This window comes from Phreatobacter sp. AB_2022a, from assembly GCF_026847585.1.
Taxonomy (GTDB): domain Bacteria; phylum Pseudomonadota; class Alphaproteobacteria; order Rhizobiales; family Phreatobacteraceae; genus Phreatobacter.
Genome location: NZ_JAPSET010000004.1, coordinates 175722 through 200911 on the forward strand (window position 1 = coordinate 175722; position 25190 = coordinate 200911).

The 25190-nt window shown below is 68.2% G+C and carries 21 protein-coding genes; 12 read left to right on the plus strand and 9 right to left on the minus strand.

From position 1 onward, the window contains the following. Positions 1-88 precede the first annotated feature (88 nt). From bamA to lpxB, 6 genes are read left to right on the plus strand one after another with little or no spacing between them, the layout of a single operon-like run. Positions 89-2647: an outer membrane protein assembly factor BamA gene (gene bamA / locus OZ671_RS04820; protein ID WP_268859670.1), complete on the plus strand. Its 2559-nt coding sequence runs from the start codon at positions 89-91 to the stop codon at positions 2645-2647. 54 nt (positions 2648-2701) lie between these two features. After that, the gene (gene lpxD, locus OZ671_RS04825) at positions 2702-3742 is read left to right on the plus strand and encodes a UDP-3-O-(3-hydroxymyristoyl)glucosamine N-acyltransferase (protein ID WP_268859671.1); all 1041 of its coding nucleotides are present in this window, start codon (positions 2702-2704) and stop codon (positions 3740-3742) included. 18 nt (positions 3743-3760) lie between these two features. Continuing rightward, on the plus strand, positions 3761-4216 hold the full coding sequence (fabZ, locus tag OZ671_RS04830) for a 3-hydroxyacyl-ACP dehydratase FabZ (RefSeq protein ID WP_038312862.1): 456 nt from the start codon (positions 3761-3763) through the stop codon (positions 4214-4216). An 8-nt stretch (positions 4217-4224) separates the two neighbouring features. Next, a complete protein-coding gene (gene lpxA, locus OZ671_RS04835) occupies positions 4225-5064 on the plus strand; it encodes an acyl-ACP--UDP-N-acetylglucosamine O-acyltransferase (RefSeq protein ID WP_268859672.1) in 840 nt (279 codons plus the stop codon). Between the two features lie 41 nt (positions 5065-5105). Then, positions 5106-6014 (plus strand): LpxI family protein, encoded by a 909-nt coding sequence (locus OZ671_RS04840; RefSeq protein WP_268859673.1) that lies wholly within the window; start codon positions 5106-5108, stop codon positions 6012-6014. Next, positions 6007-7227: a lipid-A-disaccharide synthase gene (lpxB, locus tag OZ671_RS04845; RefSeq protein WP_268859674.1), complete on the plus strand. Its 1221-nt coding sequence runs from the start codon at positions 6007-6009 to the stop codon at positions 7225-7227. Before OZ671_RS04840 ends, lpxB begins: the two co-directional genes overlap by 8 nt. Positions 7228-7374: 147 nt before the next feature. On the opposite strand, the gene gltA is transcribed toward lpxB, so the two are convergent. Together gltA and gltX are read right to left on the minus strand one after the other, a co-directional pair. Continuing rightward, positions 7375-8673, minus strand: coding sequence for a citrate synthase (gltA, locus tag OZ671_RS04850; protein WP_268859675.1), 1299 nt, complete (start codon positions 8671-8673; stop codon positions 7375-7377). Positions 8674-8853: 180 nt separating this feature from the next. Next, entirely contained in the window at positions 8854-10278 is a 1425-nt protein-coding gene (gene gltX / locus OZ671_RS04855; RefSeq protein ID WP_268859676.1) for a glutamate--tRNA ligase, read from the minus strand. Between the two features lie 155 nt (positions 10279-10433). Between gltX and OZ671_RS04860 the strand changes: the two genes are divergently transcribed. After that, positions 10434-12701 carry a ComEC/Rec2 family competence protein gene (locus OZ671_RS04860; RefSeq protein ID WP_268859677.1) on the plus strand — a complete coding sequence of 756 codons (2268 nt, stop codon included), beginning with the start codon at positions 10434-10436 and terminating at the stop codon, positions 12699-12701. Here the strand turns inward: OZ671_RS04860 and lexA are convergent. The 5 genes from lexA to OZ671_RS04885 form a co-directional block, all read right to left on the minus strand. Beyond that, positions 12695-13381: a transcriptional repressor LexA gene (gene lexA, locus OZ671_RS04865; RefSeq protein ID WP_268859678.1), complete on the minus strand. Its 687-nt coding sequence runs from the start codon at positions 13379-13381 to the stop codon at positions 12695-12697. The genes OZ671_RS04860 and lexA overlap by 7 nt on opposite strands. 148 nt (positions 13382-13529) lie before the next feature. Beyond that, positions 13530-14732, minus strand: coding sequence for a molybdopterin molybdotransferase MoeA (locus OZ671_RS04870; protein WP_268859679.1), 1203 nt, complete (start codon positions 14730-14732; stop codon positions 13530-13532). 1 nt (position 14733) lies between these two features. Next, on the minus strand, positions 14734-15219 hold the full coding sequence (gene moaC / locus OZ671_RS04875; protein WP_268859680.1) for a cyclic pyranopterin monophosphate synthase MoaC: 486 nt from the start codon (positions 15217-15219) through the stop codon (positions 14734-14736). 54 nt (positions 15220-15273) lie between these two features. Next, positions 15274-15957, minus strand: a complete 684-nt coding sequence (locus OZ671_RS04880; RefSeq protein ID WP_268859681.1) for a DsbA family oxidoreductase — start codon at positions 15955-15957, stop codon at positions 15274-15276. An 85-nt stretch (positions 15958-16042) separates the two neighbouring features. After that, the gene (locus OZ671_RS04885) at positions 16043-17125 is read right to left on the minus strand and encodes a hypothetical protein (protein WP_268859682.1); all 1083 of its coding nucleotides are present in this window, start codon (positions 17123-17125) and stop codon (positions 16043-16045) included. Between the two features lie 426 nt (positions 17126-17551). Here OZ671_RS04885 and OZ671_RS04890 point away from each other — a divergent pair, with 426 nt between their 5' ends. Beyond that, complete coding sequence (locus OZ671_RS04890; RefSeq protein ID WP_268859683.1) at positions 17552-17839, plus strand: hypothetical protein; 288 nt, start codon at positions 17552-17554, stop codon at positions 17837-17839. Positions 17840-18052: 213 nt separating this feature from the next. Beyond that, the gene (locus OZ671_RS04895) at positions 18053-18745 is read left to right on the plus strand and encodes an aspartate/glutamate racemase family protein (protein WP_268859684.1); all 693 of its coding nucleotides are present in this window, start codon (positions 18053-18055) and stop codon (positions 18743-18745) included. A 33-nt stretch (positions 18746-18778) separates the two neighbouring features. Here the strand turns inward: OZ671_RS04895 and OZ671_RS04900 are convergent, their stop codons facing one another. Both OZ671_RS04900 and OZ671_RS04905 read right to left on the minus strand, forming a co-directional pair. Continuing rightward, positions 18779-20383, minus strand: a complete 1605-nt coding sequence (locus tag OZ671_RS04900) for an AMP-binding protein (RefSeq protein WP_268859685.1) — start codon at positions 20381-20383, stop codon at positions 18779-18781. A gap of 78 nt (positions 20384-20461) precedes the next feature. Next, positions 20462-22288, minus strand: coding sequence for an extracellular solute-binding protein (locus tag OZ671_RS04905; protein WP_268859686.1), 1827 nt, complete (start codon positions 22286-22288; stop codon positions 20462-20464). 295 nt (positions 22289-22583) lie between these two features. Here OZ671_RS04905 and OZ671_RS04910 point away from each other — a divergent pair, with 295 nt between their 5' ends. The 3 genes from OZ671_RS04910 to hspQ all read left to right on the plus strand — a co-directional run bounded on the left by OZ671_RS04910 (position 22584) and on the right by hspQ (position 25166). Continuing rightward, entirely contained in the window at positions 22584-23414 is an 831-nt protein-coding gene (locus tag OZ671_RS04910; RefSeq protein ID WP_268859687.1) for an invasion associated locus B family protein, read from the plus strand. Positions 23415-23634: 220 nt separating this feature from the next. After that, on the plus strand, positions 23635-24678 hold the full coding sequence (locus tag OZ671_RS04915) for an HpcH/HpaI aldolase/citrate lyase family protein (RefSeq protein ID WP_268859688.1): 1044 nt from the start codon (positions 23635-23637) through the stop codon (positions 24676-24678). A gap of 155 nt (positions 24679-24833) precedes the next feature. Next, a complete protein-coding gene (gene hspQ / locus OZ671_RS04920; RefSeq protein ID WP_038312982.1) occupies positions 24834-25166 on the plus strand; it encodes a heat shock protein HspQ in 333 nt (110 codons plus the stop codon). Positions 25167-25190: the final 24 nt, after the last annotated feature.

Below are 25190 nucleotides of genomic sequence, written 5' to 3' on the forward strand. Positions count from 1 at the left end.
GCGCGGAAACCAACAAATTGAACAGACAGGCGCGTGATTCATGACTCTTTTCGCTCGGACGGTCCGAACGGTCGTGATCGCAGGGACGGTGGCTACGACGGGTGTGGCGACCGCCATGCTCGCCAGCACCGCCCTGTCGACGGGAGTCAGCGCGCAGTCGGCCAGCTCGATTGTCGTGCAGGGCAATCGGCGCATCGAGGCCGACACGGTCCGCTCCTATTTCTCCACCAGCCCGGGTGAGCCGCTCTCGGCAGCGCGCGTCGACGAGGGCATCAAGGCCATGTACGCGACAGGCCTGTTCCGCGACGTGCGCGTGAGCCGCCAGGGCGGCCGGCTGGTCGTCACGGTGGTCGAGAACGACGTGATCAACCGCGTCGTGTTCGAGGGCAACCGGCGCCTGAAGACCGAGCAGCTGCTCAACGAGATCGAGTCCCGTCCGCGCGGCACCTTCTCGCGCTCGACGGTCCAGTCCGACGTGCAGCGTCTCTACGACGTCTATCGCCGCTCCGGCCGCTACGACGTCGAGATCGTGCCGAAGACCATCCAGCAGCCGAACGGCCGCATGGACCTGGTGTTCGAGATCAACGAAGGCCGCAAGGCCTCGGTCCGCTCGATCAATTTCGTCGGCAACAATCATTTCGGCCGCCAGCGCCTGCTGGACGTGATGTCGACGGGCGAGACGGGCCTCCTGTCCTGGATCCGTTCGAACGACGTCTATGACGCCGACCGCCTGAATGCCGACCAGGAAGCGCTGCGTCGCCTCTACCTGCGCTCCGGCTTCGTCGACATGCGCATCCTCTCCGCGCGTGCCGATTTCGACCGCGCGGCGAACGCCTTCACCATCACCATCGAGATCGAGGAAGGTCCGCAGTACCGGATCGGCTCGGTCGACGTGCAGTCGAACATCCGCGACGTCGACGGCGCCATGCTGCGCCGCGCCGTGCGCACCCAGCCCGGCGGCGTCTACAATGTCGAGCTGGTCGACAAATCGCTCGAGGACGTCACCCTCGAGGTCGCCCGCCGCGGCTATGCCTTCGCCCAGGTTCGTCCGCGCGGCGAGCGCGATCCGTCGACGCTCACCGTCAACCTCGTCTACGTGGTGGAAGAGGGGCCGCGCGTCTATGTCGAGCGGATCAACATCCGCGGCAATACCCGCACCCAGGACCGCGTGGTCCGGCGCGAGTTCGACATGGCCGAAGGCGACGCCTACAACCGCGTCCTGGTCGACCGTGCCGAGCGCCGCCTGAAGAATCTCGGCTTCTTCAAGAACGTCAAGATCACCACCGAGCCCGGCTCGGCCGCCGACCGCGTCATCGTCAATGTCGATGTCGAGGACCAGCCGACCGGCCAGTTCTCGATCTCCGGCGGCTTCTCGACCTCGGACGGCTTCATCGCGGAAGCCTCCGTCGAGGAGCGCAACTTCCTCGGCCGCGGCCAGTTCGTCCGCCTCGGCGGCACGCTCGGCCAGCGCACCCAGGGCGTGAACTTCTCGTTCACCGAGCCCTACCTGCTCGACTACCGCCTGTCGGGCGGCTTCGACCTGTTCTGGCGCAACTCGTCGGTGTCGAACTACCAGGCCTTCTCGTCGACGTCCTATGGCGGCACGCTGCGTCTTGGCGTTCCGATCACCGAGCAGTTCGCCGTCCAGCTCCGCTATACCGGCATGATGCAGCGCATCTCGCTGCGCGAGGACCTGCGGAACTGCAACAACAGCTACGGCGACAGCCTGAACCAGTACACGCGTGCTGACGGACGCGTCGTCTATCTGAATTCGGGTTCCAAGGAAGCTGCCGACATCTTGGCAGCCGGCGGCAAGAACGATGGCGCGCTCTACAATGTCGGCGGCGTTCCGACGCTGAACTCGCCGGGCAATCCGCTGTTCAACTGCCTTGACGACGGCGAGGCCTCGGTTGCGCTCCGCGCGATCAACGACAAGACGCGCTTCATCTCGATGCTCGGCTATTCGCTGATCTATTCGAACCTCGACCGCGCGGTGAACCCGAGCCAGGGCCTGTTCGCCGAACTGCGGCAGGACGTGGCGGGCCTCGGCGGCAATGCCCGCTTCGTCCGCACGACCGGTGAGATCCGCTACTATCACGACCTCACCAACGACTGGATCCTGATGCTGCGCGGCCAGGCCGGCAACATCTTCGGCCTCGGCAGCAACAAGAGCACCGGCGGCAAGCTCGACGCCGTCGACCAGTTCTTCATGGGACCGGAGCTGGTGCGCGGCTTCCAGACCGCCGGCATCGGCCCGCGCGACTTCGCGTCCGCCCGCGCCTACGGTGTCGACAACCGTTATGCCGACGCCATCGGCGGCACGAACTACTGGGGCGTGTCGGCGGAAGTGACCTTCCCGCTGAACTTCCTGCCGCGCGACTTCGGCATGCGCGGCGCGCTCTATGCGGATGCCGGTTCGGTCTGGGGCTACAACAGCACCACCCAGCTCGGCAACCTGCCGGTCAACCTGAACGACCCGCTCAGCGGCCGCAGTTCCTCGGACCACATCGTCCGCTCGTCCGTCGGTGTCGGCCTCCTGTGGAACTCGCCCTTCGGCCCGATCCGGTTCGACTATTCGTTCGTCCTCTCGAAGGCGTCGTGGGACCGCACGCAGTACTTCCGCTTCTCGGGCGGCACGCGCTTCTGATCCACCGCACCCCGCTTGACGGCGGGGCATAGGGAGATCACAAGCAGGCTGATCATGACGGACCCGATCTTTTTCACCCCGGCCGAGGCGATGACTGTCGCCTCGGTCGCCGCTTTTCTGAAAGGCGAACTCGTCGCGGCCGGTCCGGACCGGCCGTTGACGGGGGTAGCCGCGCTCGCCGATGCCGGGCCGGGGGACCTGTCCTTCCTCGACAATCCCAAATATGCCGGCCAGCTCGCGGCGACACGCGCCGCCGCCTGCCTCGTCACCGCGCGGCATCGCGGCGACGTGCCGGAGGGCACGGCGGCGATCGTCGTCGCCCATCCGCACGCCGCGTTCGTCTCGGTGACGCGCAAGCTCTATCCGGCGGCACTGCGGCCGCAATCCATGTTCGGGGCTTCGGGCATTTCGCACGGCGCGATCGTCCACCCGACCGCGCGGATCGAGCCGGGCGCCATCGTCGATCCCGGCGCGGTCATCGGTCCGGGCGCCGAGATCGGGGCCGGCACGCTCATCGCGGCCGGTGCGGTGATCGGCCCCGGCGTGCGCATCGGCCGCGACGGCGCGGTCGGCCCCTCGGCCTCCATTGCCCATGCGCTGGTCGGCAACCGGGTCATCCTGCATGCCGGCGTGCGCATCGGGCAGGACGGATTCGGCTTCCAGCCAGGTCCCGCGGGACACCTGAAAGTGCCGCAGATCGGCCGGGTCATCGTCCAGGACGATGTCGAGATCGGCGCCAATGCGACGATCGATCGGGGCCATATTCGCGACACCGTCATCGGCGAGGGCACAAAAATAGACAATCTCGTGCAGATCGCGCACAACGTGGCGATCGGCCGGCATTGCATCATCGTCAGCCAGGTCGGCATTTCCGGCTCGGTGACGATCGGTGATTTCGTCATGCTCGGCGGCCAGGTGGGCGTGAACAACCACGCGGTCATCGGCTCCGGCGCGCAGATCGCGGCGTCCTCGGTGGTGAAGGGCGACGTGCCCGTCGGTGCGCGCTGGGGCGGCCGCCCGGCCAAGCCGGTCAAGGAATGGTTCCGCGAGATCGCGACCCTCGAGCGGCTCGCCAAGGCGCGGCAATCGGATTGAGGAGTTAAGGTTCAGGCGATGGACGAGACGACCAGCATCGATGCCGCCGGCATCCAGCAACTGCTCAGCGTGCTGCCGCACCGCTATCCGTTCCTGCTGATCGACAAGGTCGTCAAGATCCGCGGCGACGAGTTCGGCGTCGGCATCAAGAACGTCACCGTCAACGAGCCGCAGTTCACCGGCCATTTTCCGGGCAATCCGATCATGCCCGGCGTGCTGATGGTCGAAGGCATGGCGCAGACCGGCGGGGTCCTCGCGCTGCTCGCCCAGGGCGGCAAGGCGAGCAAGGCGGTGTTCTTCATGACCATCGACAAGGTGAAGTTCCGCAAGCCGGTCATCCCCGGCGACGTCGTCGAGTACCACATGACGAAGACGGCGAAGAAGCGGAACATCTGGTTCTACCGCGGCGAGGCCTTCGTCGAGGGCAAGCTGGTGGCGGAAGCCGAACTCTCCGCGATGCTGGCCGATCTTTGAGCATGGCCATGACCGACAAGCCCGTTTCCATCGATCCCATGGCGCGGGTCGCGCCGACCGCCAAGATCGGGACGGGCGTGACCATCGGCCCGTTCTGCGTGGTCGGCCCCGAGGCCGAACTCGGCGACGGCGTGACGCTGCACAGCCACGTGACCGTTTCCGGCGCGACCCATGTCGGCGCGCGCACCGAGATCTTCCCGTTCGCCGCCGTCGGCGGACCGCCGCAGGACCTGTCCTACAAGGGCGAGCCGACCCGGCTGGAGATCGGCGAGGACTGCCTCATCCGCGAGAACGTGACGGTCAATCGCGGCAGCGCCCGCACGGGCCTTACCGTGATCGGCAACAGCTGCTTCCTGATGTCCTTCTCGCATGTGGCGCATGATTGCCGGATCGGCAACAATGTCATCATGGCCAATGTCGCGACGCTGGCCGGCCATGTCCATGTCGGGGACTTCGTGTTTTTCGCCGGGCTCTGCACGGTGCACCAGTTCACCCGGATCGGCGAATACGCCATGGTCGGCGGCATGACCGGGGTGAAGGACGACGTCGTGCCTTTCGGCATGGCCTTCGCGCCGAACGGCGTGGTCGGCGAGCTCGTCAGCATCAATGCCGTCGGCATGAAGCGGCGCGGCTTCTCGCGCGCCGACATGCATGCCGTCAGGGCGTGCTACAAGGCGCTGTTCGACGGCGAGGGGACTTATGCCGAGAGGCGCGAAAAGGCCGCCGGGACCTATCGCGACCATCCCGCAGCGGGCCGGGTGATCCGCTTCGTCGAGGCGGGCGGCAAGCGGCCGTTGATGCGGCCGCCGGTGCGGGGCGTCAGCAGCGACATCGCCGATGACGCGTGACGCGGCAGGCGTCGCCATCGGCCGAAAGTGACGTGAAGGCGATGAGCGAGACCGTGACCAGTCCCGCCGGTCCCGAGACCGGGGCAGGGCAGGCCGAGCCGACGCCGCTCGGCATCATTGCCGGGGCGGGGGCCTTTCCCCTCGCGCTCGCCAAGGCGGCGACCGCGCAGGGACGGGCGGTCCATGGCCTGCTGCTGAAGGGCATTGCCGGGCAGGACCTGACCGTCTACCCGCACAGCTGGGTCGGCATCGGCCAGTTCGGCGCCATCCTGAAGGCGGCCCGGCGCGCCGGCTGCCGGGATCTCGTCTTCATCGGCTCGCTGGTGCGGCCGAACCTCTGGACGACCATGCCGGACCTGGTCGCGCTCAAGCACATTCCGGAAATGGCGCGACTCTACCGCGGCGGCGACGACCACCTGCTGCGCGGCGTGGCGCGGCTGTTCGAGCGGCAGGGATTTCGCCTGCTCGCCGCGCAGGACGTCGCTCCGGAACTGCTCATGCCGGTCGGGCCGCTGTCGCGCCGGGTGCCCGATCACGAAGACCTCGTCGACATCGCCCAGGCGCTCGCCGCGATGCGCGCCCTCGGCCCCTACGATGTCGGCCAGGGCATGGTGATCGGCGCCAAGCGCATCGTCGCCGTGGAGGGGGCGGAAGGCACCGACGGCATGCTGGAACGCTGTGCGGCGATGCGCGTCTCGGGCCGGCTCAAATGGGGCAAGGCGATCGGCACGCTGGTCAAGGCGCCGAAACCCAATCAGGACAGGCGGATCGATTTGCCGGCTATCGGGCCTGCCACGGTCGAGAAGGCCGCCGCGGCGGGACTGCGCGGTATCGCCGTGATCGCCGGCTCGACCCTGATGGTCGAGCCGCAGGAGATCATTCGCCTCGCCGACCGGCACGGCCTGTTCGTCGTCGGCGTCGATGCGACGAGGGAGGTGGACCATGACTGAGGTCATGACCGACCGCAACCGGCCGCTCGACGTCTTCGTCATAGCCGGCGAGGAGTCCGGCGACCAGCTCGGCGCCCATCTGATGGATGCGCTCGGACAGCTTGCGCCCGGCACGACGTTCCGCGGCGTCGGCGGACCGCGCATGACCAGCCGGGGCCTTGCCTCGCGCTTTCCGATGACCGACATCGCCCTGTTCGGCATCACCTCGATCATCACCCATATTCCGAAGATCCTGCGCCGCGTGCGCGAAACGGTCGATGCTCTCGCCGCCGCGCCGCCCGACGTGCTGGTGCTGATCGACTGCCCCGGCTTCAACCGGCGCGTCGGCCGCGCCATCCGCAAGATCCGGCCGGATATTCCCGTCGTCTTCTACGTCTCGCCCTCGGTCTGGGCCTGGCGGCCCGGCCGGGCGGCCGAGATGCGGCCTTATGTCGATCATCTCCTGGCGCTGCTGCCGTTCGAACCGGAGATCCACGCCAGGCTCGGCGGTCCGCCGACGACCTATGTCGGCCATCCGATTTCCGAGCGGCTCCATGAGATCAGGCCGAACGCCGCCGAGCAGGCCCGGCGCGAGGCCGATCCGCCGCGCGTGCTCGTCCTGCCCGGCAGCCGCAAGCTGGAAATCAAGAGGCTGTCGCCGCTCTTTGCCGGCACGCTCGCCAGGGTGCGGAACATGGTCGGGCCGATGGATCTGGTGCTGCCGGCGGTGCCGCATCTGCGCGGCCTGATCGAAAGCGAGATCGCCGGCTGGCCGGTCAAGCCGCGCATCGTCGACACCGAAGAGGAGAAGTTCGAGGCCTTCCGCACCGCGCGGGCCGCGCTCGCCTGTTCCGGCACGGTGACGCTCGAGCTCGCGATCGCGCGGATCCCGCTGGTCGTCGCCTATCGCACCGGCTGGCTGGAAGCGCAGATCGGCCGGCGTATCATCATCACCAAGACCGCCGTCCTCGCCAATCACATCCTGAACGAGCGCGTGGTGCCGGAATTCCTGCAGGAATACGGCACGGTGGAAACGGTGGCGCCGCCGCTCGCCGCGATCATCCAGGATACGCCCGAGCGGCGCGCCCAGCTCGAGGCCTTCGCCAGGCTCGATGCGATCATGGCCTTCGACGGCGAGGATCCGAGCATGCGCGCCGCGCGCGTGGTCCTCGACACCGCCGCCAGGAGGCGGGCCGACCGCCCGATGACCCTGGCGATCGCGGCGAGCGAGTAGCGGAACAGCGGGTAGCGAATGGCGAAACAGCGAGTGGGGAAATGGCCGAGGCGCGCCGTTTCATCCCCATTCGCCACGCGCCAATCCCAAAGAAAAACGGGGCGCCGAAAGGCGCCCCGTCTCTTTTGAACGCGTGTCGCGCAGCGCTTACTTGCGGCGCGAGATCGGGACGAAGTCGCGGCGGGTGGCGCCGGTATAGAGCTGGCGCGGCCGGCCGATCTTCTGGTCCGGATCCTCGATCATTTCCTTCCACTGGGCGATCCAGCCGGCGGTGCGCGCCAGGGCGAACAGCACGGTGAACATCGAGGTCGGGAAGCCCATCGCCTTCAGCGTGATGCCCGAATAGAAGTCGATGTTCGGATAGAGCTTCTTCTCGATGAAATAGTCGTCGTGCAGCGCGATCCGCTCCAGCTCCATCGCGACGTCCAGCAGCGGGTCGTCCTTGATGCCGAGTTCGCCGAGCACCTCATGCGTGGTCTTCTGCATGATCTTGGCGCGCGGATCGTAGTTCTTGTAGACGCGATGGCCGAAGCCCATGAGGCGGAACGGATCGTTCTTGTCCTTCGCCTTGGCGATGAATTTCGGGATGTTGTCGACATGCCCGATCTCGCCGAGCATCTTCAGCGCCGCCTCGTTGGCGCCGCCATGGGCCGGGCCCCAGAGGCAGGCAATGCCGGCGGCAATGCAGGCGAAGGGGTTGGCACCGGACGAGCCGGCAAGGCGCACGGTCGAGGTCGAGGCGTTCTGCTCGTGATCGGCGTGCAGGATGAAGATGCGGTCCATGGCGCGCGCCAGAACCGGGTTCGGCTTGTATTCCTCGGCCGGCACGGCAAAGCACATGTGCAGGAAGTTCGAGGAGTAGTCGAGGTTGTTCTGCGGATAAACGAAGGGCTGGCCGATCGAATATTTATAGGCCATGGCCGACAGGGTCGGCAGCTTGGCGATCAGCCGGATCGAGGAGACCATCCGCTGATGCGGATCGGCGATGTCGAGGGAGTCGTGATAGAAGGCCGACAGCGCGCCGACCGCGGCGACCATCACCGCCATCGGGTGCGCGTCGCGGCGGAAGCCCTGGAAGAAGCGCGACATCTGGTCGTGCACCATGGTGTGGCGCGTGACGCGGTAGTCGAAATCGGCCTTCTGGGCAGCCGTCGGAAGCTCGCCGTACAGCAGCAGGTAGCAGGATTCCAGGAAGTCGCCCTGCTCGGCGAGCTGCTCGATCGGATAGCCGCGATAGAGCAGAACGCCCTCGTCACCGTCGATATAGGTGATCTTGCTCTCGCAACTTGCCGTCGAGGTGAAGCCCGGATCGTAGGTGAACATGCCGGTCTGGGCATAGAGCTTGGCGATATCGACCGTCGACGGCCCGACGGTTCCGTCGGAAACCGGGAACTGCACCGTCTTGTCGCCGAAGCTGAATGTAGCCGACTTACCGCTGGCGGACATGGGCAACCTCTTGTATTTCCACAAAAATCATTGTGTGCACGCGCGATGTGACCTGTCCGGCCAGGCGACGGGCTCAGGTCGTTCGGATAGCCCCTTTTTGAGGGGGCGGCAAGCGGTCGCCCCGGGCGCGGCCACCGGCCACGCCCCGCCGACAGCACAACGCGCGGCTTTGCCCAAGGTTTAGGCAGGCGTGCGCATTTGATCGGCGATACGGGCGAGGCTTTCGGTCCGTCCCAGCGCTTCGAGCACGTCGAAAATGCCCGGAGAGGTGGTGCGGCCGGTCAAGGCGGCCCGGAGCGGCTGGGCGAGGGCGCCGAGCTTCACATTTCTGGCATCGGCCTCGGCACGCACCGCCGCGTCGGCAGCGGCGGCGCTCCATTCGCCGAGCGCGGCGAGCCGCTGATGGAGCGCGGCGAGATGTCCGCGCGCCTCGTCGGTCAGCAGCGCGGCGGCCTTGGCGTCCACCGCGAGCGGCCGCTTCGCGGTGATGAAGGCGGCGCCGTCGATCAGCTCCAGCACGGTCTTGGCGCGCTCCTTCAGGCCGGGCATCGCCCGCAGCACCTGCGCGCGCGCCTCGGGCGTCAGGCTGGCCGCGATCGCGGCGCCTTCGGGAATATGCGGCAGCACCTCGTCGATCGCCCGCATCAGCCGCGTGTCGTCGGCATTGCGGATATAGTGGCCGTTGGTCGCCTCGAGCTTGGCGAAGTCGAAACGGGCGGCCGACCGGCCGATGGCGTCGAGATCGAAAGCCTCGATCATCTCCTCGGTCGAGAAGATCTCCTGGTCGCCATGGCTCCAGCCAAGGCGCACGAGATAGTTGCGCAGGGCCTCGGGCAGGTAGCCCATGGCGCGGTAGGCATCGACGCCGAGCGCGCCATGGCGCTTGGAGAGCTTGGCGCCGTCCGGCCCGTGGATGAGCGGAATATGCGCCATGGCCGGCACCGGCCAGCCGAGCGCCTCGTAGATCTGCGTCTGGCGCGCGGCATTGGTCAGATGGTCGACGCCGCGGATGACGTGGGTTACGCCCATGTCGTGGTCATCGACGACCACGGCGTGCATATAGGTGGGGGTGCCGTCGGAGCGCAGCAGGACGAGATCGTCGAGATCCTTGTTCGGGATCACCACGCGGCCCTGGACCAGGTCATTGACCACGGTCTCGCCGTCCTGGCGGGCGCGCAGGCGGATCACCGGCTTGACCCCGGCCGGCGCTTCGGAGGGATCGCGGTCACGCCAGCGACCGTCATAGCGCGGTGGCCGGCCCTCCTTCATGGCGAGCTCGCGCATCTCCTCGAGCTCCTGCGGCGTCGCATAGCAATAATAGGCCTTGCCGGCGGCCAGCATCTCGCGGGCGACCGCGGCGTGCCGCTCCGCGCGCGCGAACTGGTAGGTGGTCTGGCCGTCCCATTCGAGCCCGAGCCAGGAAAGGCCGTCGAGGATCGCGGCGATCGCCTCGTCGGTCGACCTCTGCCGGTCGGTGTCCTCGATCCGAAGCAGCATCTGGCCGCCGGTCTTCTTGGCATAGAGCCAATTGAACAGCGCGGTGCGGGCGCCGCCAATGTGCAGGAAGCCGGTCGGGGAGGGTGCGAAGCGGGTGACGACCGTCATGATTCATCCGAAGACGACAGAGTGGGCGGGATCGCGATAGGCTTGGTATCGCAAAGGGCGTGGCTGTAGCACGCTCGCCGTGGTTTGGCGAACCGCGATTGCACACGGCTTTATGGCAGTGCCAAGGCGGCCTGCCGGCGGCCGAGGGGGCTGGGGTGAGGGGGCGGGCGCAGGCGATCGCGGCAACGCTCGGACAGGCGGCCGGACCGGCGCGCGGCGGCGGTCTCGGCACGCTTGTCGCTGCGGCCGGAACCACGCTCGGGCAATGGCTGGCGCTCGAACAGGAGCGCGGCCGTGCCTTCCTGTTCCTGCCCGTCGCCTACGGTGCCGGCATTCTCGTCTATTTCTCCGCCGCCGACGAGCCGAACCTCTGGGCGGCGGGTCTCGCGGCGCTGGCTCTCGGCTGCCTGGCCTTCGCGCTGCGCGAGCGGCGCATCGCCTTTTTCACCGCGGCCGGCGTCGCGGCGGTCGCGGCCGGTTTTGCGGCGGCGACGCTGCGCACGGCGCTCGCCGCCCATCCGGTCCTCGCCGCGCCGACCGGCTCGGTGACGCTGACCGGCTGGGTCGAGACCTTCGAGCGGCGCGAGAACGGTGACCGGCTGACCTTGCGCCTCGCGCGCAGCGAGCCGGCCCTGCCGCAGCCGCTCGAGCGGGTGCGGGTCACCAGCCGGCAGGCGACGGGTGCGAAGACCGGCGAAGCCGTCAGCCTGACGGCGCGGCTCAGGCCGCCGGCCGATCCGCCCGGGCCGGGGCTCTATGACTTCGGCCGCGACGCCTTCTTTTCCGGCATCGGAGCGAGCGGCTTCGTGATCGGCCAGGTCCGCCGCGCCGAACTCGGCGAAGCGCCGTCGGGCGTCCGGCTGCGGGCCTGGCTCGACCAGATCCGCACGGGCATCAGCCAGCGCATCCGCAGCGCCATTCCCGGCCATGCCGGTGCGGTCGCCGATGCCCTGGTGACGGGCAAGCGCGACGGCATTCCCGAAGGGCTGAACGAGGCGATGCGGGCGGCCGGCACCTATCACATCCTGTCCATTTCGGGGTTCCACATGGCGCTGGTCGCCGCGCTGGTCTTCCTGGTCGTGCGCGGCTCGCTGTCGCTGGTGCCGGCGCTTGCCCTGCATCATCCGGTCAAGGCCTGGGCCGCCGCGGTCGCCCTCGTCGTCTCCACCGGCTACCTGGTCATTTCCGGCGCCGAGGTCGCGACCCAGCGGTCCTGGATCATGATCGCCGTCGTGCTGGTCGGCGTCATCCTCGGGCGCGGCGCGCTGACGCTGAGGACCCTCGCGCTCGCCGCGCTTGCCGTGCTGACGCTGGCGCCGGAAAGCCTGCTCGGCCCAAGCTTCCAGATGTCGTTCGCGGCAACCCTCGCGCTGGTCTCGGGCTATGTCATGCTGCGGCCCTGGGCCGAGCACCATGCCGGCGACCGCGGCGGTCTCGCTCGCGGTCTGCTGGCGGCGACCAACGGCGTGGCCGGCCTCGCCATGAGCTCGTTCGTCGCCTCGCTCGCGACGACGCCCTATGCGGCCTATCACTTCAACCAGATCCAGCTCTACGGCGTTCCGGGCAATCTGCTCGGCGCGCCGATCGTCGAATTCGTCACCATGCCGCTCGAAATGCTGGCGCTGCTGCTCTGGCCGTTCGGCCTCGACAGGCCGGTCTGGGTGCTTGCCGGCATAAGCATCGATCTGTTCGTCCGCGTCGCCGAATGGGTTGCCTCCTGGCCGGGCGGCAAGGTGCCGGTTGCGGCCTTCGGTCCGGTCGCGCTCGGCCTGCTGTCGGTCGGCCTCATCCTCGTGGCGGCCCTGTCGACGCCGCTGCGATGGGCAGGGCTGCTGTTCGTCGCGCTCGGTCTCGGCCTGGCGCCGCTCAAGCAGCGGCCGCTGCTCGCCATCGATGCCGAGGGGGCGACGGTCGCGGCCCGCGGCACGGATGGGCGCCTGCGCGCGCTGTCGCCGCGCGCCAACCGCTTCGCGCTGCAGCGCTGGCTCGGCGCGGATGCCGATCCGCGTCTTGCATCGGATCAGTCGCTGATAGCGGGCGTCATCTGCGACGCGGTGGGCTGCGCCATGGCGCTGGCGGGCGGCGGGCGGGCCGCCTTCGCGCGCGATCCCGAAGCGCTGGCCGACGATTGCCGCGAGGCGCGCATCGTCGTGACGCGCTTCCCGGCGCCGGCCGGCTGCCGCGCAACCGTCGTCGATCTGAGAGGCCTGGCCTGGACCGGAGCGGTGACGATATTCGCCGATGCGGACGGCTATCGCATCGCGACGAGCCGCGATCCCACGAGCATGCGGCCCTGGTTCCGGCCCCGGCCGTCGGGCGATGCCCTGTCGCTCCTGCGCCGCCCCGGCGCGGTCGCCGAGGCGCCCGCCCCCCAAGCTGCCGAGGAGCGTGAGCCCGTCGAGGACGGCGAACCGGGTCAGTAGCGGCGGAACAGGCCGACGAGCTTGCCCTGGATGCGGACCCGGTCGGGACCGAAGACCCGCGTCTCATAGGCCGGATTGGCGGCTTCGAGGGCGATCGACGTGCCGCGCTTCCTGAGGCGCTTCAAGGTGGCTTCCTCGTCGTCGATCAGCGCCACCACGATGTCGCCGGTGTCGGCCGCGTCGGTCTTGCGCACGAGGGCGAGGTCGCCTTCCAGGATGCCGGCCTCGATCATCGAGTCGCCGCGCACCTCCAGCGCATAATGTTCGCCGCGGCTGAGCATTTCCGGCGGCACGGAGAGCGTGTTGATCCGGTTCTCGATCGCCTCGCGCGGCACGCCGGCGGCGATCCGGCCCATGACCGGCACGGAGACCGGCATCACCGTGTCCTCCTCGACCGGCCGGCTGCGGCCGAGCGAGCCCTCGATCACGGCCGGCGCGAAGCGCTGGCGCGCAGGGCCGGCGGCCTGTTCCGGCTGCTTGATCACTTCCAGCGCACGCGCCCGGTTTGGCAGGCGTCGGATGAAGCCGCGTTCCTCCAGCGCCGTGATCAAGCGGTGGATGCCGGACTTGGACTTCAGATCCAGCGCTTCCTTCATTTCGTCGAAGGACGGTGGCACCCCGCTTTCCTTCAGCCGTTCCTGAATGAAGCGGAGAAGTTCGTGTTGCTTGCGCGTCAGCATCGGGTGTGTGCCCCTGATTACGAGCCGTCCGACTCACTCGAACAGATCATGAACAGTCCCTATCTGTTCTTTATGTGTTCCGCAAGCGTTGATATTTCGTGAAGTATTGACGCGGCGTACCGTTGCGGTCGCCGCGGCGGCGGTGCGGCTACCGCGGCAGCCGGATGATGCGGCACGGGCTGCCGGCCGCGGCCCGCTCGGCGAAGGGCGCGCGCAGCACCAGCGCGTCGGCTTCCGCGAGCACACGGATCATCGACGAATCCTGGATCGGGAACGGCGTCGCGACGAGCGTGCCGTCGCGCGTCTCCAGCGTCGCGCGCAAGTAGTCGGCACGCTGGTCGTTGGGCCCGACATCGGTGCCGAGAACGGCCGGCTCCGTCGGCGTCTCGATGTCGCTGCGGCCGGAAAGCTTCCGGACCAGCGGCATCAGGAAGATGGTGGCGCAGACGAAGGAGGCGACAGGATTGCCGGGCAGGCCGAGCAGCCGCATGCCGCCGAGATCGGCCATCATCAGGGGCTTGCCGGGCCGCATGGCGATCTTCCAGAAGCCGAGCTCGGCGCCTTCCCTGGCGATCACCTCGCGCATCAGGTCGTATTCGCCGACGGAGGCGCCGCCGGAGGTGACGAGAATGTCGGCGCCGGCGTCTCGCGCGCGCCCGACTGCGGCGAGCGTCTCGTCCAGCCGGTCGGGCGCGATGCCGAGATCGATCGCGATGGCCCCCTCGCGCTTCGCCATAGCGGCCACAGCCAGCGCATTGGACGAGACGATCTGGCCGGAACCAGGCACGGCGCCGGGCTCGACGAGCTCATCACCGGTCGACAGGATCGCGACGCGCGGCGCGCGCCGCACCGGCAGGCGCGCGTGATTCATGGCCGCGGCGAGGGCAAGCTTGCGCGGATCGAGCCGTGTGCCGGCGGCAAGGCCGGCGAGGCCGGCGGTGAAATCGAGGCCGGCGACGCGGATATGGCGGCCGGCCGGAGCGGCGGCGGCGAAGGTTACCTGATCGCCGGCGCGCTCGGCATCCTCCTGGATGACGATCGTGTCGGCGCCGGCCGGCAGAGCCGCGCCGGTGAAGATGCGCAACGCGGCGCCCGGCGGCAGCGGGGCGGAGAAGGGCCGGCCTGCCGCCGATTCGCCGATCACCGGCAGCGTCCCCGGCAGGTCGGCCGCGCGCACGGCATAGCCGTCCATCGCCGAGACGTCGGCCGGCGGCTGCGAGCGCGTCGCGACGATATCGCGGGTCAGCACGCGGCCGTCGGCGTCGGCGAGCGCCAGCCATTCCTCGCCCAGGGGCTCGGCGCCGGCGAGCACGCGGGACAGGGCTTCGGCGACGGGCAGCAGTCCGGCCATGTCAGTCCGCCCGATAGGCGCCGGAGGCGCCGCCCGTTTTTTCGATGAGCCGGATGCCCTCGATCCGCATGGCGCGGTCGACCGCCTTCACCATGTCGTAGACGGTGAGGCAGGCGACCGAGACCGCAGTCAGGGCCTCCATCTCGACGCCGGTCTGGCCGGACACCTTGACGGTCGCCGTGGCCCTGACGCCTGGCAGGGCATCATCGGGCACGATGTCGACCGCCACCTTGGTGAGCAGCAGTGGATGGCAGAGCGGGATCAATTCGTGGCTGCGCTTGGCCGCCATGATGCCGGCGAGACGGGCCGTGCCGAGCACGTCGCCCTTTTTCGCTTCGCCCGCCTTGACGATGGCGAGCGTGTCGGCGCGCATCACCACGCAGCCCTCGGCGACCGCGATCCGCTCGGTGGCAGGCTTGTGCGAGACATCGACCATGTTGGCCTGCCCCGCCGCATCGAGATGAGTGAGATGTCGTCCTTGCGCCATGATGCGGGCTTACCGGGTCGCGCCGGCCTCTGCAACGGGGCTCGAAGCCCGCATCTATGCGTGGCCGGCGGCGCCGGCCGCCGCATCGGCCGAAGCCTCGGCCTCCGCCGCCTGGCGGATCGCCCGGGCGATCGTTTCAGGCGCCTCGGCGCCGGCTATGCCGAACCGTTCGCCGACGATGAAAAAGGGCACGCCGGTGACGCCGATGCGCTGGGCCGAGGCGATTTCGCGCTGGGTGCGCTCGATGTCCGAATCGGAGGCGAAGAGTTCGGTCAGCAGCGCCGCATCGAGGCCGTGCGCCGCGCCGATCTCGATCAGCGTCGAAATGTCGGCGAGATTGCGCCCTTCGACGAAATAGGCGTTGAACAGGGCCTCGACGACCGCGTCCTGGTGTCCGCCGGAGCGCGCCCAGAGGACCAGCCGGTGGGCGTTCAGCGTATTGGGCGAAACGGTGATCCGGTCGAAAGCGAAATCGATGCCGTCCTCGGCACCGACGGCGGCAATGCGCGCGAAATTCGCCTTGACGCGGTCCAGGCTGCCGAATTTCTGGGTGAGATACTGGTCGCGCGGGATGCCGGCGGCCGGCAGGTCGGGAGCGAGCTGATAGGGGCGCCAGCGCACCTCGACCGCAATGTCGGGCACCAGGGCCACGGCCTTTTCCAAGCGTCGCTTGCCGATGAAGCACCAGGGGCAGACGACGTCGGAAACGACATCGATGGTCACGGCTGCGTCCGGCATCTCGGCCTCCCGGGTGGCGCCGGCAGGAGCCGGCCAACCTCCAATCTGGGGGGCGGGGCACCGGGAGGCAAGCGCCGGGGAGCGATCAGCGGGCGGTGACCTGCGGCGCTGCGGCCGGTGTGGCCGCGGCGGTCGTGGTGCGCTCGAACTCGATGCGCTTGGACATGCCGATCTGGATGTTGAAGCTGGAGACCGGAATATTGCCGGTCTCCTGGGTCCGGCGCCAGGATGCCGCAAGCACCGCCGTCAGGCCGCCGTCGAAGGTGTAGCCATATTCGGCGCCGAGCCAGGTCGTGATGGCGCGCGCGCCGAGGCCGACATATTCGTCTTCCTTGCGCCGGGCGAAGGTGGTGAGCGTGTTCGCCGCGTTGAACTTGGCCACCAGCCGCGCCTCGCTGAGCGTCGAGACGTTGATCACCGAGAAGGGGAGGGTCGTGTCCTCGAAGGTGCGCGCCGAGGAGAGTTCGAGCGCCAGGCTCTGGAACGGCAGGCCGATGCGGTCGAGCGGAACGGTGGCCTTGGCGGTGTAGAGCAGCCGCTGCAGATTGTCGAAATCGCGCGCCGGGAAGGTGACGCGGCCGAGCGACAGCGATCCTTCCAGCTTGATGCCGGCAATGGTGGCGGAGGCGAACAGGTTCGGCTGGATCCGGTCGTTGTTGCGGCGCAGGCCGAGATAGTCGGTCTCGAACCTAAAGATCGAGCGCGAGGCGGTCACGGAGACGCCGATCTCGCCGAAGCCGAGGCGGTACATCACGCCAGGCAGCACCGATATGGTGACGAAGCTTTCAGGATAGGGCAGGAAGCCCCCCTGCACGAAGATGTTGCGCTCGTTGAGGGTCGTCACCTTGGTGTCGACGGCGGTGAACAGCCGCAACTGCCCGATATCGTAGTCGATCCGCTCGCGCCAGACGAGCACGTCGGAGCGGCGCGACCAGGTCTGGTCGTGCGTCGCGCTCAACGAACTGCGCAGGAGCAGATTGTCGCCAAGGCTCATGGCGTGGCGAAAGGTGAGGCCGAGCGCCGTCGCCGGGTCGACCTCGCGGCTTTCGTAGACCGTATTGTTGGTGGCGAGAGAGATGGCGTAGCCGTCTCTTTCGCTGCCGCGCAAATAATCCCAGGTGGCGCTCTGCGTGATGAAGGCGCTGCTCGGTCCGCCCTGATAATTCATCGGATTCGAGTCGAATCCGCCGCGCAATCCAAAGGATGCGGCGCTGTATTCCTTTACGGAAGGATCAGAAGCATTCGCAGGTAATAGCGCCGAGGCTAACCCCAGCGCGATGGCCCCGCCCACTGCCAAGAATTGCCGCATCGCCACGCCCCACGACGACCAGAGTTCAACCCTGCCGATCGTGCGAAGGATCAGTCATTCATTGCTAATTCTTGGTAAATGATCAGTTGTGGGCGGCACCGGCGCGGGCTGCCGGCATGATCGTCCGGCGAGGTCTTCCAGGTATTTTTGATTACGTAAAGTAATGCGCATGCATTAACAATACGCGGTATGGTTAAAAAGATCCAAAGATTGTCGAATTTTATGTCTCAAACTAAAACAGATTTCGTCGACCGGAAATTCCCGGCGATAACCTGGAGGAAAGTCATGAAACGCACTCTTGTTCTCGTTACCCTCGCTACTCTTGCCGCTTCTCCGGCTTTTGCTGGCGGTCGTGGTGGACATAGCGGGTCCAGTGGTGGTCTGCTCAATGTCGGCGGTATCAAGATCTCCGCGCTGAACGGTATTGCCAGCGGCAATACTGTGAACGTGCCGATCCTGAATGGCAGCCGGAACAACGTCCTGAACAACGTCCTGAACATCAAGGCGCTGAACGGCGTGACCGGCATCGTCGGCGGCCTCCTGGGCGGCGGACACGGCTGCGGCTGCAACTGACTGTTCAACAGGCTCTGAATGAGGGAGGGGCGGTTTCGGCCGGCCCTCCTTTTTATGGGCGGACATAGGCCCGCGCGGCCGGAGATGGCGGCACGCGGCACAACCGATGATCGACCCCGCCGTCCTGGGCGACAGGTCCGGGCGGGCCGATTGACGCGCGGCCGACGGGATGATCGGGTCACCCTGGCGCGGCCTCGGGCGAAAGCGGGATTCATGAAAGTCATCGGCCTGATCGGCGGCATGAGCTGGGAGAGCTCGGCCGAATATTACCGCATCATCAATCAGGAGGTCCGGCGGCGGCTCGGCGGCGTGCATTCGGCGCGCAGCCTGATGTGGTCGATGGATTTCGGCACCATCGAGCAGCTCCAGCATGCCGGCGACTGGCCGGCTCTGACCGCGGAAATGGCGGCCGCGGCGCGGCGGCTGGAAGCGGGCGGCGCGGATTTCATCGTGATCTGCACCAACACCATGCATCGCATGGCCGATGCCGTGTCCGCGGCGGTCGCCATCCCGCTCCTCCACATTGCCGATCCGACGGCGCAAAGGATCGTGTCGGCCGGCTTGCGGCGCGTCGGGCTCATCGGCACCGCCTTCACCATGGAGCAGGACTTCTACCGGGGACGGCTCGCGGCGCGGTTCGGCCTCGACGTCATCGTTCCGGACGAGCCGGACCGCAGGACCGTTCACGGCATCATCTATCACGAGCTGGTGGCCGGCATCATCAGGGACGAATCGCGCCGGGCCTACCGCGCGGTTATTCGCCGTCTGGTCGAGCGCGGTGCCGAAGCCGTCATCATGGGCTGCACCGAGATCATGCTGCTGATTTCGCAGGCCGACAGCGCCGTGCCGGTCTTCGATACGACCGAAATTCACGCGCTGAGCGCGGTCGATCTCGCGCTGGCATGAGCGCCGATCCGCCGCCGGACGAGACCTGACGGCTCAGCCAACCGCCGCGGTGCGCATCAGGCCGAGAAGCTGTTCGAGCTTCGCCTGGGTTTCGGCCAGGGGCTGCGGCCGCAATTCCGGCTCGGGGCGCCTGATGTCCTCGAAGGGCAGGGGGCCCGGCTGCTGGCGCTGGCCTCCGGGCACGCCCAGCGGGGTCATGCCGGTCTCGGCGAGGCGCCCGGCAAGACCGATCATGGCGCGGCCGTCACCGACAATCCCGGCGAGGCGCTGGCCGAGCACGGGATCGGCGCGCAGCACCGGCGCGATCTCGCCGCCGGCTTCGGCATAGGCGGCGCGCAGCTCGGCTTCGGCAAAGCGGCGGCCGCCGATCGAGACGACGCCGGCAGGGTCGCCGGCGGGCACGAGAAGACGCGCCGTCTCGTCCGCCGCGACCGCCATGCCGGTTTCGACAAAACCATCGTCGGCGGCCGACAGGGCCGCTTGGCCGCGCTCGGCGCCTGGCGGGAAGGCGGATGCCGGCACCATGGCGCCGCGCAACTGGAGGGTTCCGGCGGGGCCGCGGCGCGTCTCGATCAGCACTGGCGCCTGGCCGGCGCCGGTGGCGAACGTGTCCGGACCGGCCGCGATGCCGGCGGCAGCGCCGGCTGTCAGCGCGCGGGCGATGCCGGTTTCGCCAAGCCCGAAGAAGACGTCGGCGGCGACCCCGTCGGGCCGGATGGCGAGCGCGGGAGCGATCTCGCCGGGGCGGCGGGTCAGCAGCGTCAGGTGGCGCAGTGCCGGTGCGGCGGCTGCCGGGGTGAAGAGGCAGGCCGCGGCGGCTGCCGGCAGAATGGCGTGGGTGGTGCCGCTCGCCGCGAGGCTGTCGGCAAAGGCCCGCGGCGCGAAAGGCGGGTGGGCGATCAGGGCGCCGGCCGACATCAGCCAGGGCACGATTTGCAGCGCGATGCCGGCGAAAGCGTCGATGGAGAGCGTTGCGGCGAAGACGGAGGCCTCGTCAGGCACGCCGGCCATATAGGCGGCAAGGCCGCCCGCGATCAGCTGGTTGTGGCTGCGCGCCACGGCCAGGTGGCCGTCGGCGGTGGCATCGGCCGTCACCAGCGCCACATGGTCGGCGGCGTTGCCGGTTCTCGGCGTTTCGATGCGGTCGCTCGCGACGCCGGCGAGCAGCGCATCGTCGAGGGCGACGACGCCGTCGAGGACCGGGGCACCGATCGAGAGGACGAAGCGTACCGAAAAGGCCTCCGCAGCGGCGAAGCGCATGATGTCGGCGCAGTCGACGGGACCGGCGCGGCCGGCGGTCAGGATGGCGCGGGCGCCGAGCCGCTGCAGGTGCCGGACGATTTCGCGCCGGCCCCAGCCGAGCGGCAGCGGCGCGGCGACCAGGCCGGCCCGGATCACGGCGAGCAGCGCCACGATCCCGTCGGCGCCGAGCGGGAACTGGGTCGCGATCACGCTGTCGATCGGAAAGGAATGCGCGCGCAGGCGGCCGGCGAGGGCGTCGACCGCGGCGTCGAGACCGGCCCAGTCGAAGCGGCGCGGCTCGCCGCCGACAATATGCGGGCGATTCGGCGCGTCGACGAGAGCAAGGGCCTGCGGCCGGTTCTCTGCGGCCCGGCGCAGCAGCCCGTCGAGCGTCATCCGGCCCGTCGCGCCAGCCGGTGCCGCCGTGGCCTGTCCGGCTCGTTGCTCGCCCAAGATCACCGCCGCCTCACCCGTTCACGGTCGCTCGCGCCACCATGTCTCAGGGAGATAGCCGAAAACGGATGATTCGGTGGGAATTCCGATCGTGTTCCAGCGGGCGAGCCATTGCGCCGGCTCATGGAACAGCGGCACCCAGTAGAAGCCTGACGTCAGCGCGCGGTCGAGCGCCCGTGCCGCCGTCGTCAACTCGGCGCGGGAGCGGGCTTCGACGATCGCGGCGATCAGCCGGTCGACCGCCGGATCGGCTATGCCGACCACGTTGCGGCTGCCCGGGGCCCGCCCCGATTCGCTGCCCCAGTAGAAGGCCTGCTCGTTGCCGGGGGAGAGCGTGATGTTCCACCAGCGATAGTCGATCATGTCGAAGTCGTAGTCGCGCACACGCCGGTCATATTGAACCGCGTCGACCGTGCGGACGCGCGCGGTCACGCCGATCCGTTTCAGGAAGCGCTGGTAGGTGAGGGCGAGCCGCTCCTGTTCCTTGGTCAGGATCAACAGCTCGAAACCGAAGGCCTCGCCGCTCGCGCGGTTGCGCATGACGCCGTCCTTCAGGTCCCAGCCGGCGGCCCGGAACAGGCCGATCGCCTCGCGCAGCCGGTTGCGGTCGGCGCCGCTGCCGTCGGATCTCGGCGCATCGTAGCGGCCTTCCATGATGTCGGGCCGCACATCGGCTCCCGTGGCGGCGAGCAGGGCGCGTTCCTCCGCGCTCGCCGGCCGGCGGCGCGCGGACAGGTCCGAATCCTCGAAGATGGACAGCGTGCGGGCGAAGCCACCGGCATAGAGCGAGCGGTTGGTCCATTCGAAGTCGAACATCAGTCCGAGCGCCTCGCGGATGCGCGCGTCGGAAAAGATCGGCCGCCGGACGTTCATGGCGAAACCACGAATGCCCTTGGGCGTTGACGGATGAATGGTGTCGCGCACCACGCGGCCGTCGCGCAGGGCCGGAAAGTCGTAAGCCGAGGCCCAAAGGCCGGGATCCGTCTCGACCCTGACATCCACCAAGCCCTTCTTGAACGCCTCGAACAAAGTATTGGAATCGCGATAGAAATCGAAGCGGACCTCATCGAAGTTATAGAGACCGCGATTGATCGCGAGGTCGCGGCCCCACCAGTCCGGATCGCGCTTCAGCGTCAGGCTCTCGCCGGGCCTGACCTCGGCGACGCGATAAGGACCGGAGCCGACGAGCGGCGTCAGCGTGGTCTCCTCGAAGGTTTCGGGATTGGTGGCATGACGGGGCAGGATCGGCATCAGGCCGAGGATCAGCGGCAATTCGCGGTCCCGGGCGCCGGCGAGGTCGAAGCGCACCGTCAGCTCGTCCAGGCGGTCGGTCCGCGCCACTTTGCGATAGTAGCTGCGATGGTTGGGCCGGCCGCGCTCGCGCAGGAGCTCGAGCGAGAAGATCACGTCGTCGGCGGTGATCCGGCTGCCGTCCGAAAAGCGTGCGCGGGAATCGATGTGGAAGATGATCCACGACCGGTCGTCGGGCAGCTCCACCCCCCGCGCGATCTGCGGATAGAGCGTGAAGGGCTCGTCGTAACCGCGGGTGAGCAGCGTTTCGTAGAGATAGGAGCGGGCTCCGGGCACGCTCAGGCCGCGCACCACGAAGGGGTTCAGCGTGTCGAACGTGCCGGAGGCGCCGAGCACCAGCCGGCCGCCTTTCGGCGCGTCGGGATTGACGTAGCGCCGGTGGGCCTCCTCGGGCGCGTGAGCGGGCGCGCCGTGCATGGCGATGCCGGCTGTGATCGGCGCTCGGGGCCAATCGCTCGCCCTGGCGGCCGGCGGCGCTGCACAACAAAGACCGAGGAGGGCGAGGCCGAGCGCGATCGCGCGGGAGAACATCGACATGGCGCAGCATGCTTAACACGACCGGCCGCTGATTCCCCGCCCGCGTCCAGGATGCCGCGCCGTGCCGTCGCCGCAGGCCGGACAGCAATTCAACCCAGGAGGAGTGCGAGAAATGGGGGACAAGTTCCCGCTTTCCAAGCGCCGAGGGAGCCGTTATCTACCGCCACCATGGGGCGCGCCCAAGTGTCGCCACGTTCGGTGGCGAAAGAGCGCGTCCCTAATCCGTTTTCTGCCGTTCCGATCCACCGCGTTTCGCGCGTGCGCCGCCGGGACAACGACTGAAAGGACTCTTTCCATGTCCCGTCTCTCCGTTCCGGCTCGACTCGGACTCGGTGCAGCGCTGCTGCTGATGCCGGCGGTCGCCATGGCGCAGCAGCCACGCCCGCAGCAGCGCCCGGCGCAGCCGGCCCAGCCCGCGCAGCCGGCCCAGCCCGGCCAGCAGGGCGGGCAGGCGGCGGGCGGGCAGGAGCCGCAGCTCCAGGCGATCCAGACGCCGTGGGTGAAGCTGTGCGACAACGTGCCGGTCGATGAGCGCACTCCGCCGACCACCAAGAAGCTCTGCATGGTCGTGCAGGAGACCCGCGCCGAGAACGGCCAGATGCTGGCCTCGGTGCAGATTCGCGAGCTCGAGGGCGAGAAGCCGCGCCTGATCATCGCCGTGCCGGTGGGCATGTCGCTGCAGCCGGGCATCCGCGTCGTGCTGGAAGGCCAGGGCGCACCGCAGCCGCAGGCCATGCGCTACGAGGTCTGCCTGCCCAATGCCTGCTTCGCGCAGATGGAGCTGCAGACCGATTTCCTGAATCGCATGAAGCGGTCGAACAACCTGAACATTCAGGTCGTCAACATGAACAACCGGGCGATTTCGCTCGCCATGTCGCTGAACGGTTTCCAGGCCTCCTATGACGGCCCGCCGGTCGACCCGAAGGCCTACGAGGAAAGCCAGCGCAAGCTCGCCGAGGAACTGCAGCGCCGCGGCGAGGAGGCCCAGCGCCGGCTCCAGCAGCAACAGCAGCAGCAGGGCGGCACGCCGGGCGCTCCGGCGACCCCGGGTGCGCCCGCCATGCCCGGCGCGCCGATCACGCCGGGCCTGCCTGCGCCGACGCCGCCGGCGGCGCCGAACCGCTGAGGCTTCCGGCGCAACCGCCGTCCCGGCGGCCCAAGACTTCTGCGGACGGCGCGGGATCATCCCCGCGCCGTTTCGTTTTTGCACTGCGTCAATCGTTCGGCGGATGGCCCATGCCGGCCGGTTCCGGTAGAGATCCGACGGGCCGGCGCCGTCTGGCGGACGGAACGAGCAGAGGCTGTCCGCGCCGCAGGGCGGATGGCCGGACGATCCGGAGGGGCCGATGAAACTGCCGCGCAATGTCTTCAAGCCGCTCGCCATCGGCGCGCCCGAGCCCTATCGCGAACTGCCGGTCCGCCTGGAGCGGATGATCCATTTCGTGCCGCCGCACCTGGAAAAGGTGCGCGCCAAGGTGCCCGATCTCGCCCGCTCGGTGGATATCGTCCTGGGCAATCTGGAGGATGCGATTCCGCTCGACGCCAAGGAGGCGGCGCGGCGCGGCTTCATCGAGATGGTGCAGGCCACCGATTTCGGCGCGACCGGCGTCTGGACGCGGGTCAATGCATTGAATTCGCCCTGGATTCTCGACGACCTCACCGAGATCGTCGCCGCGGTCGGCTCCAAGCTCGACGTCATCATGCTGCCGAAGGTCGAGGGCGCCTGGGACATTCACTATCTCGATCAGCTGCTCGCCCAGCTCGAGGCCAGGCACGGCGTAAAGAAGCCGATCCTCATCCACGCCATCCTGGAGACGGCCGAGGGCGTCAAGAATGTCGACGACATCGCCGCCGCCTCGCCGCGCATGCACGGCATGAGCCTCGGGCCGGCTGATCTTGCCGCCTCGCGCGCGATGAAGACCACGCGCGTCGGCGGCGGCCATCCCGACTATCGGGTGGTCGCCGACGCCGGCGGCGACGGCGCGCCGCGTGCGGTCTATCAGCAGGACCTCTGGCATTACACCATCGCCAAGATGGTCGATGCCTGCGCCGCCAACGGCCTGAAGGCCTTCTACGGGCCGTTCGGCGACTTTTCCGATCCTGTGGCCTGCGAGGCGCAGTTCCGCAACGCCTTCCTGATGGGTTGCGCAGGTGCCTGGACCCTGCATCCGAGCCAGATCGACATCGCCAAGCAGGTGTTCTCGCCCGATCCGGCCGAGGTGGCCTTCGCCGCCAAGATCCTCGCCGCCATGCCCGATGGCAGCGGTGCGGTCATGATCGACGGCAAGATGCAGGACGATGCGACCTGGAAACAGGCCAAGGTGATGGTGGATCTGGCCCGTATCGTCGCGGCCAAGGACCCCGAATACGGCGCGCGTTACGCATTGTAAGCTTGCGCCACGGGGTCGTTCAGGAAGCCATTTCTGGCCGTTTTGGCCACGATTGTGACGTTTTGCTGAAGCTTTGGTTGACAGGCTGGCGTGTTGGCTTATCTGTCTCGCGCCTTCGTGCCCCCTGAACATTCCCGCGAGACGCCGAGCAACTGATGGACAAGCCCCGGGTCGCAAAATTCAAGATCGGCCAGGTCGTCCGCCACCGGTTCTATCCGTTCCGCGGCGTGGTCTTCGACGTCGATCCGACCTTCTCCAATACGGATGAATGGTACGATTCGATCCCGAAGGAGATCCGGCCGTCCAAGGACCAGCCCTTCTATCACCTGTTCGCCGAGAACGCCGAAACGGAATATGTCGCCTACGTCTCGGAGCAGAATCTCGAGGCGGATACGAGCGGCGATCCGATCCGGCATCCGCAGGTGGACGAGGTGTTCGAGCGGGACGAGACCGGCGAATATCACGCCCGCCGCTCGGAACTGCACTGATCTGCGCGTCCCGCATGAGTTGGG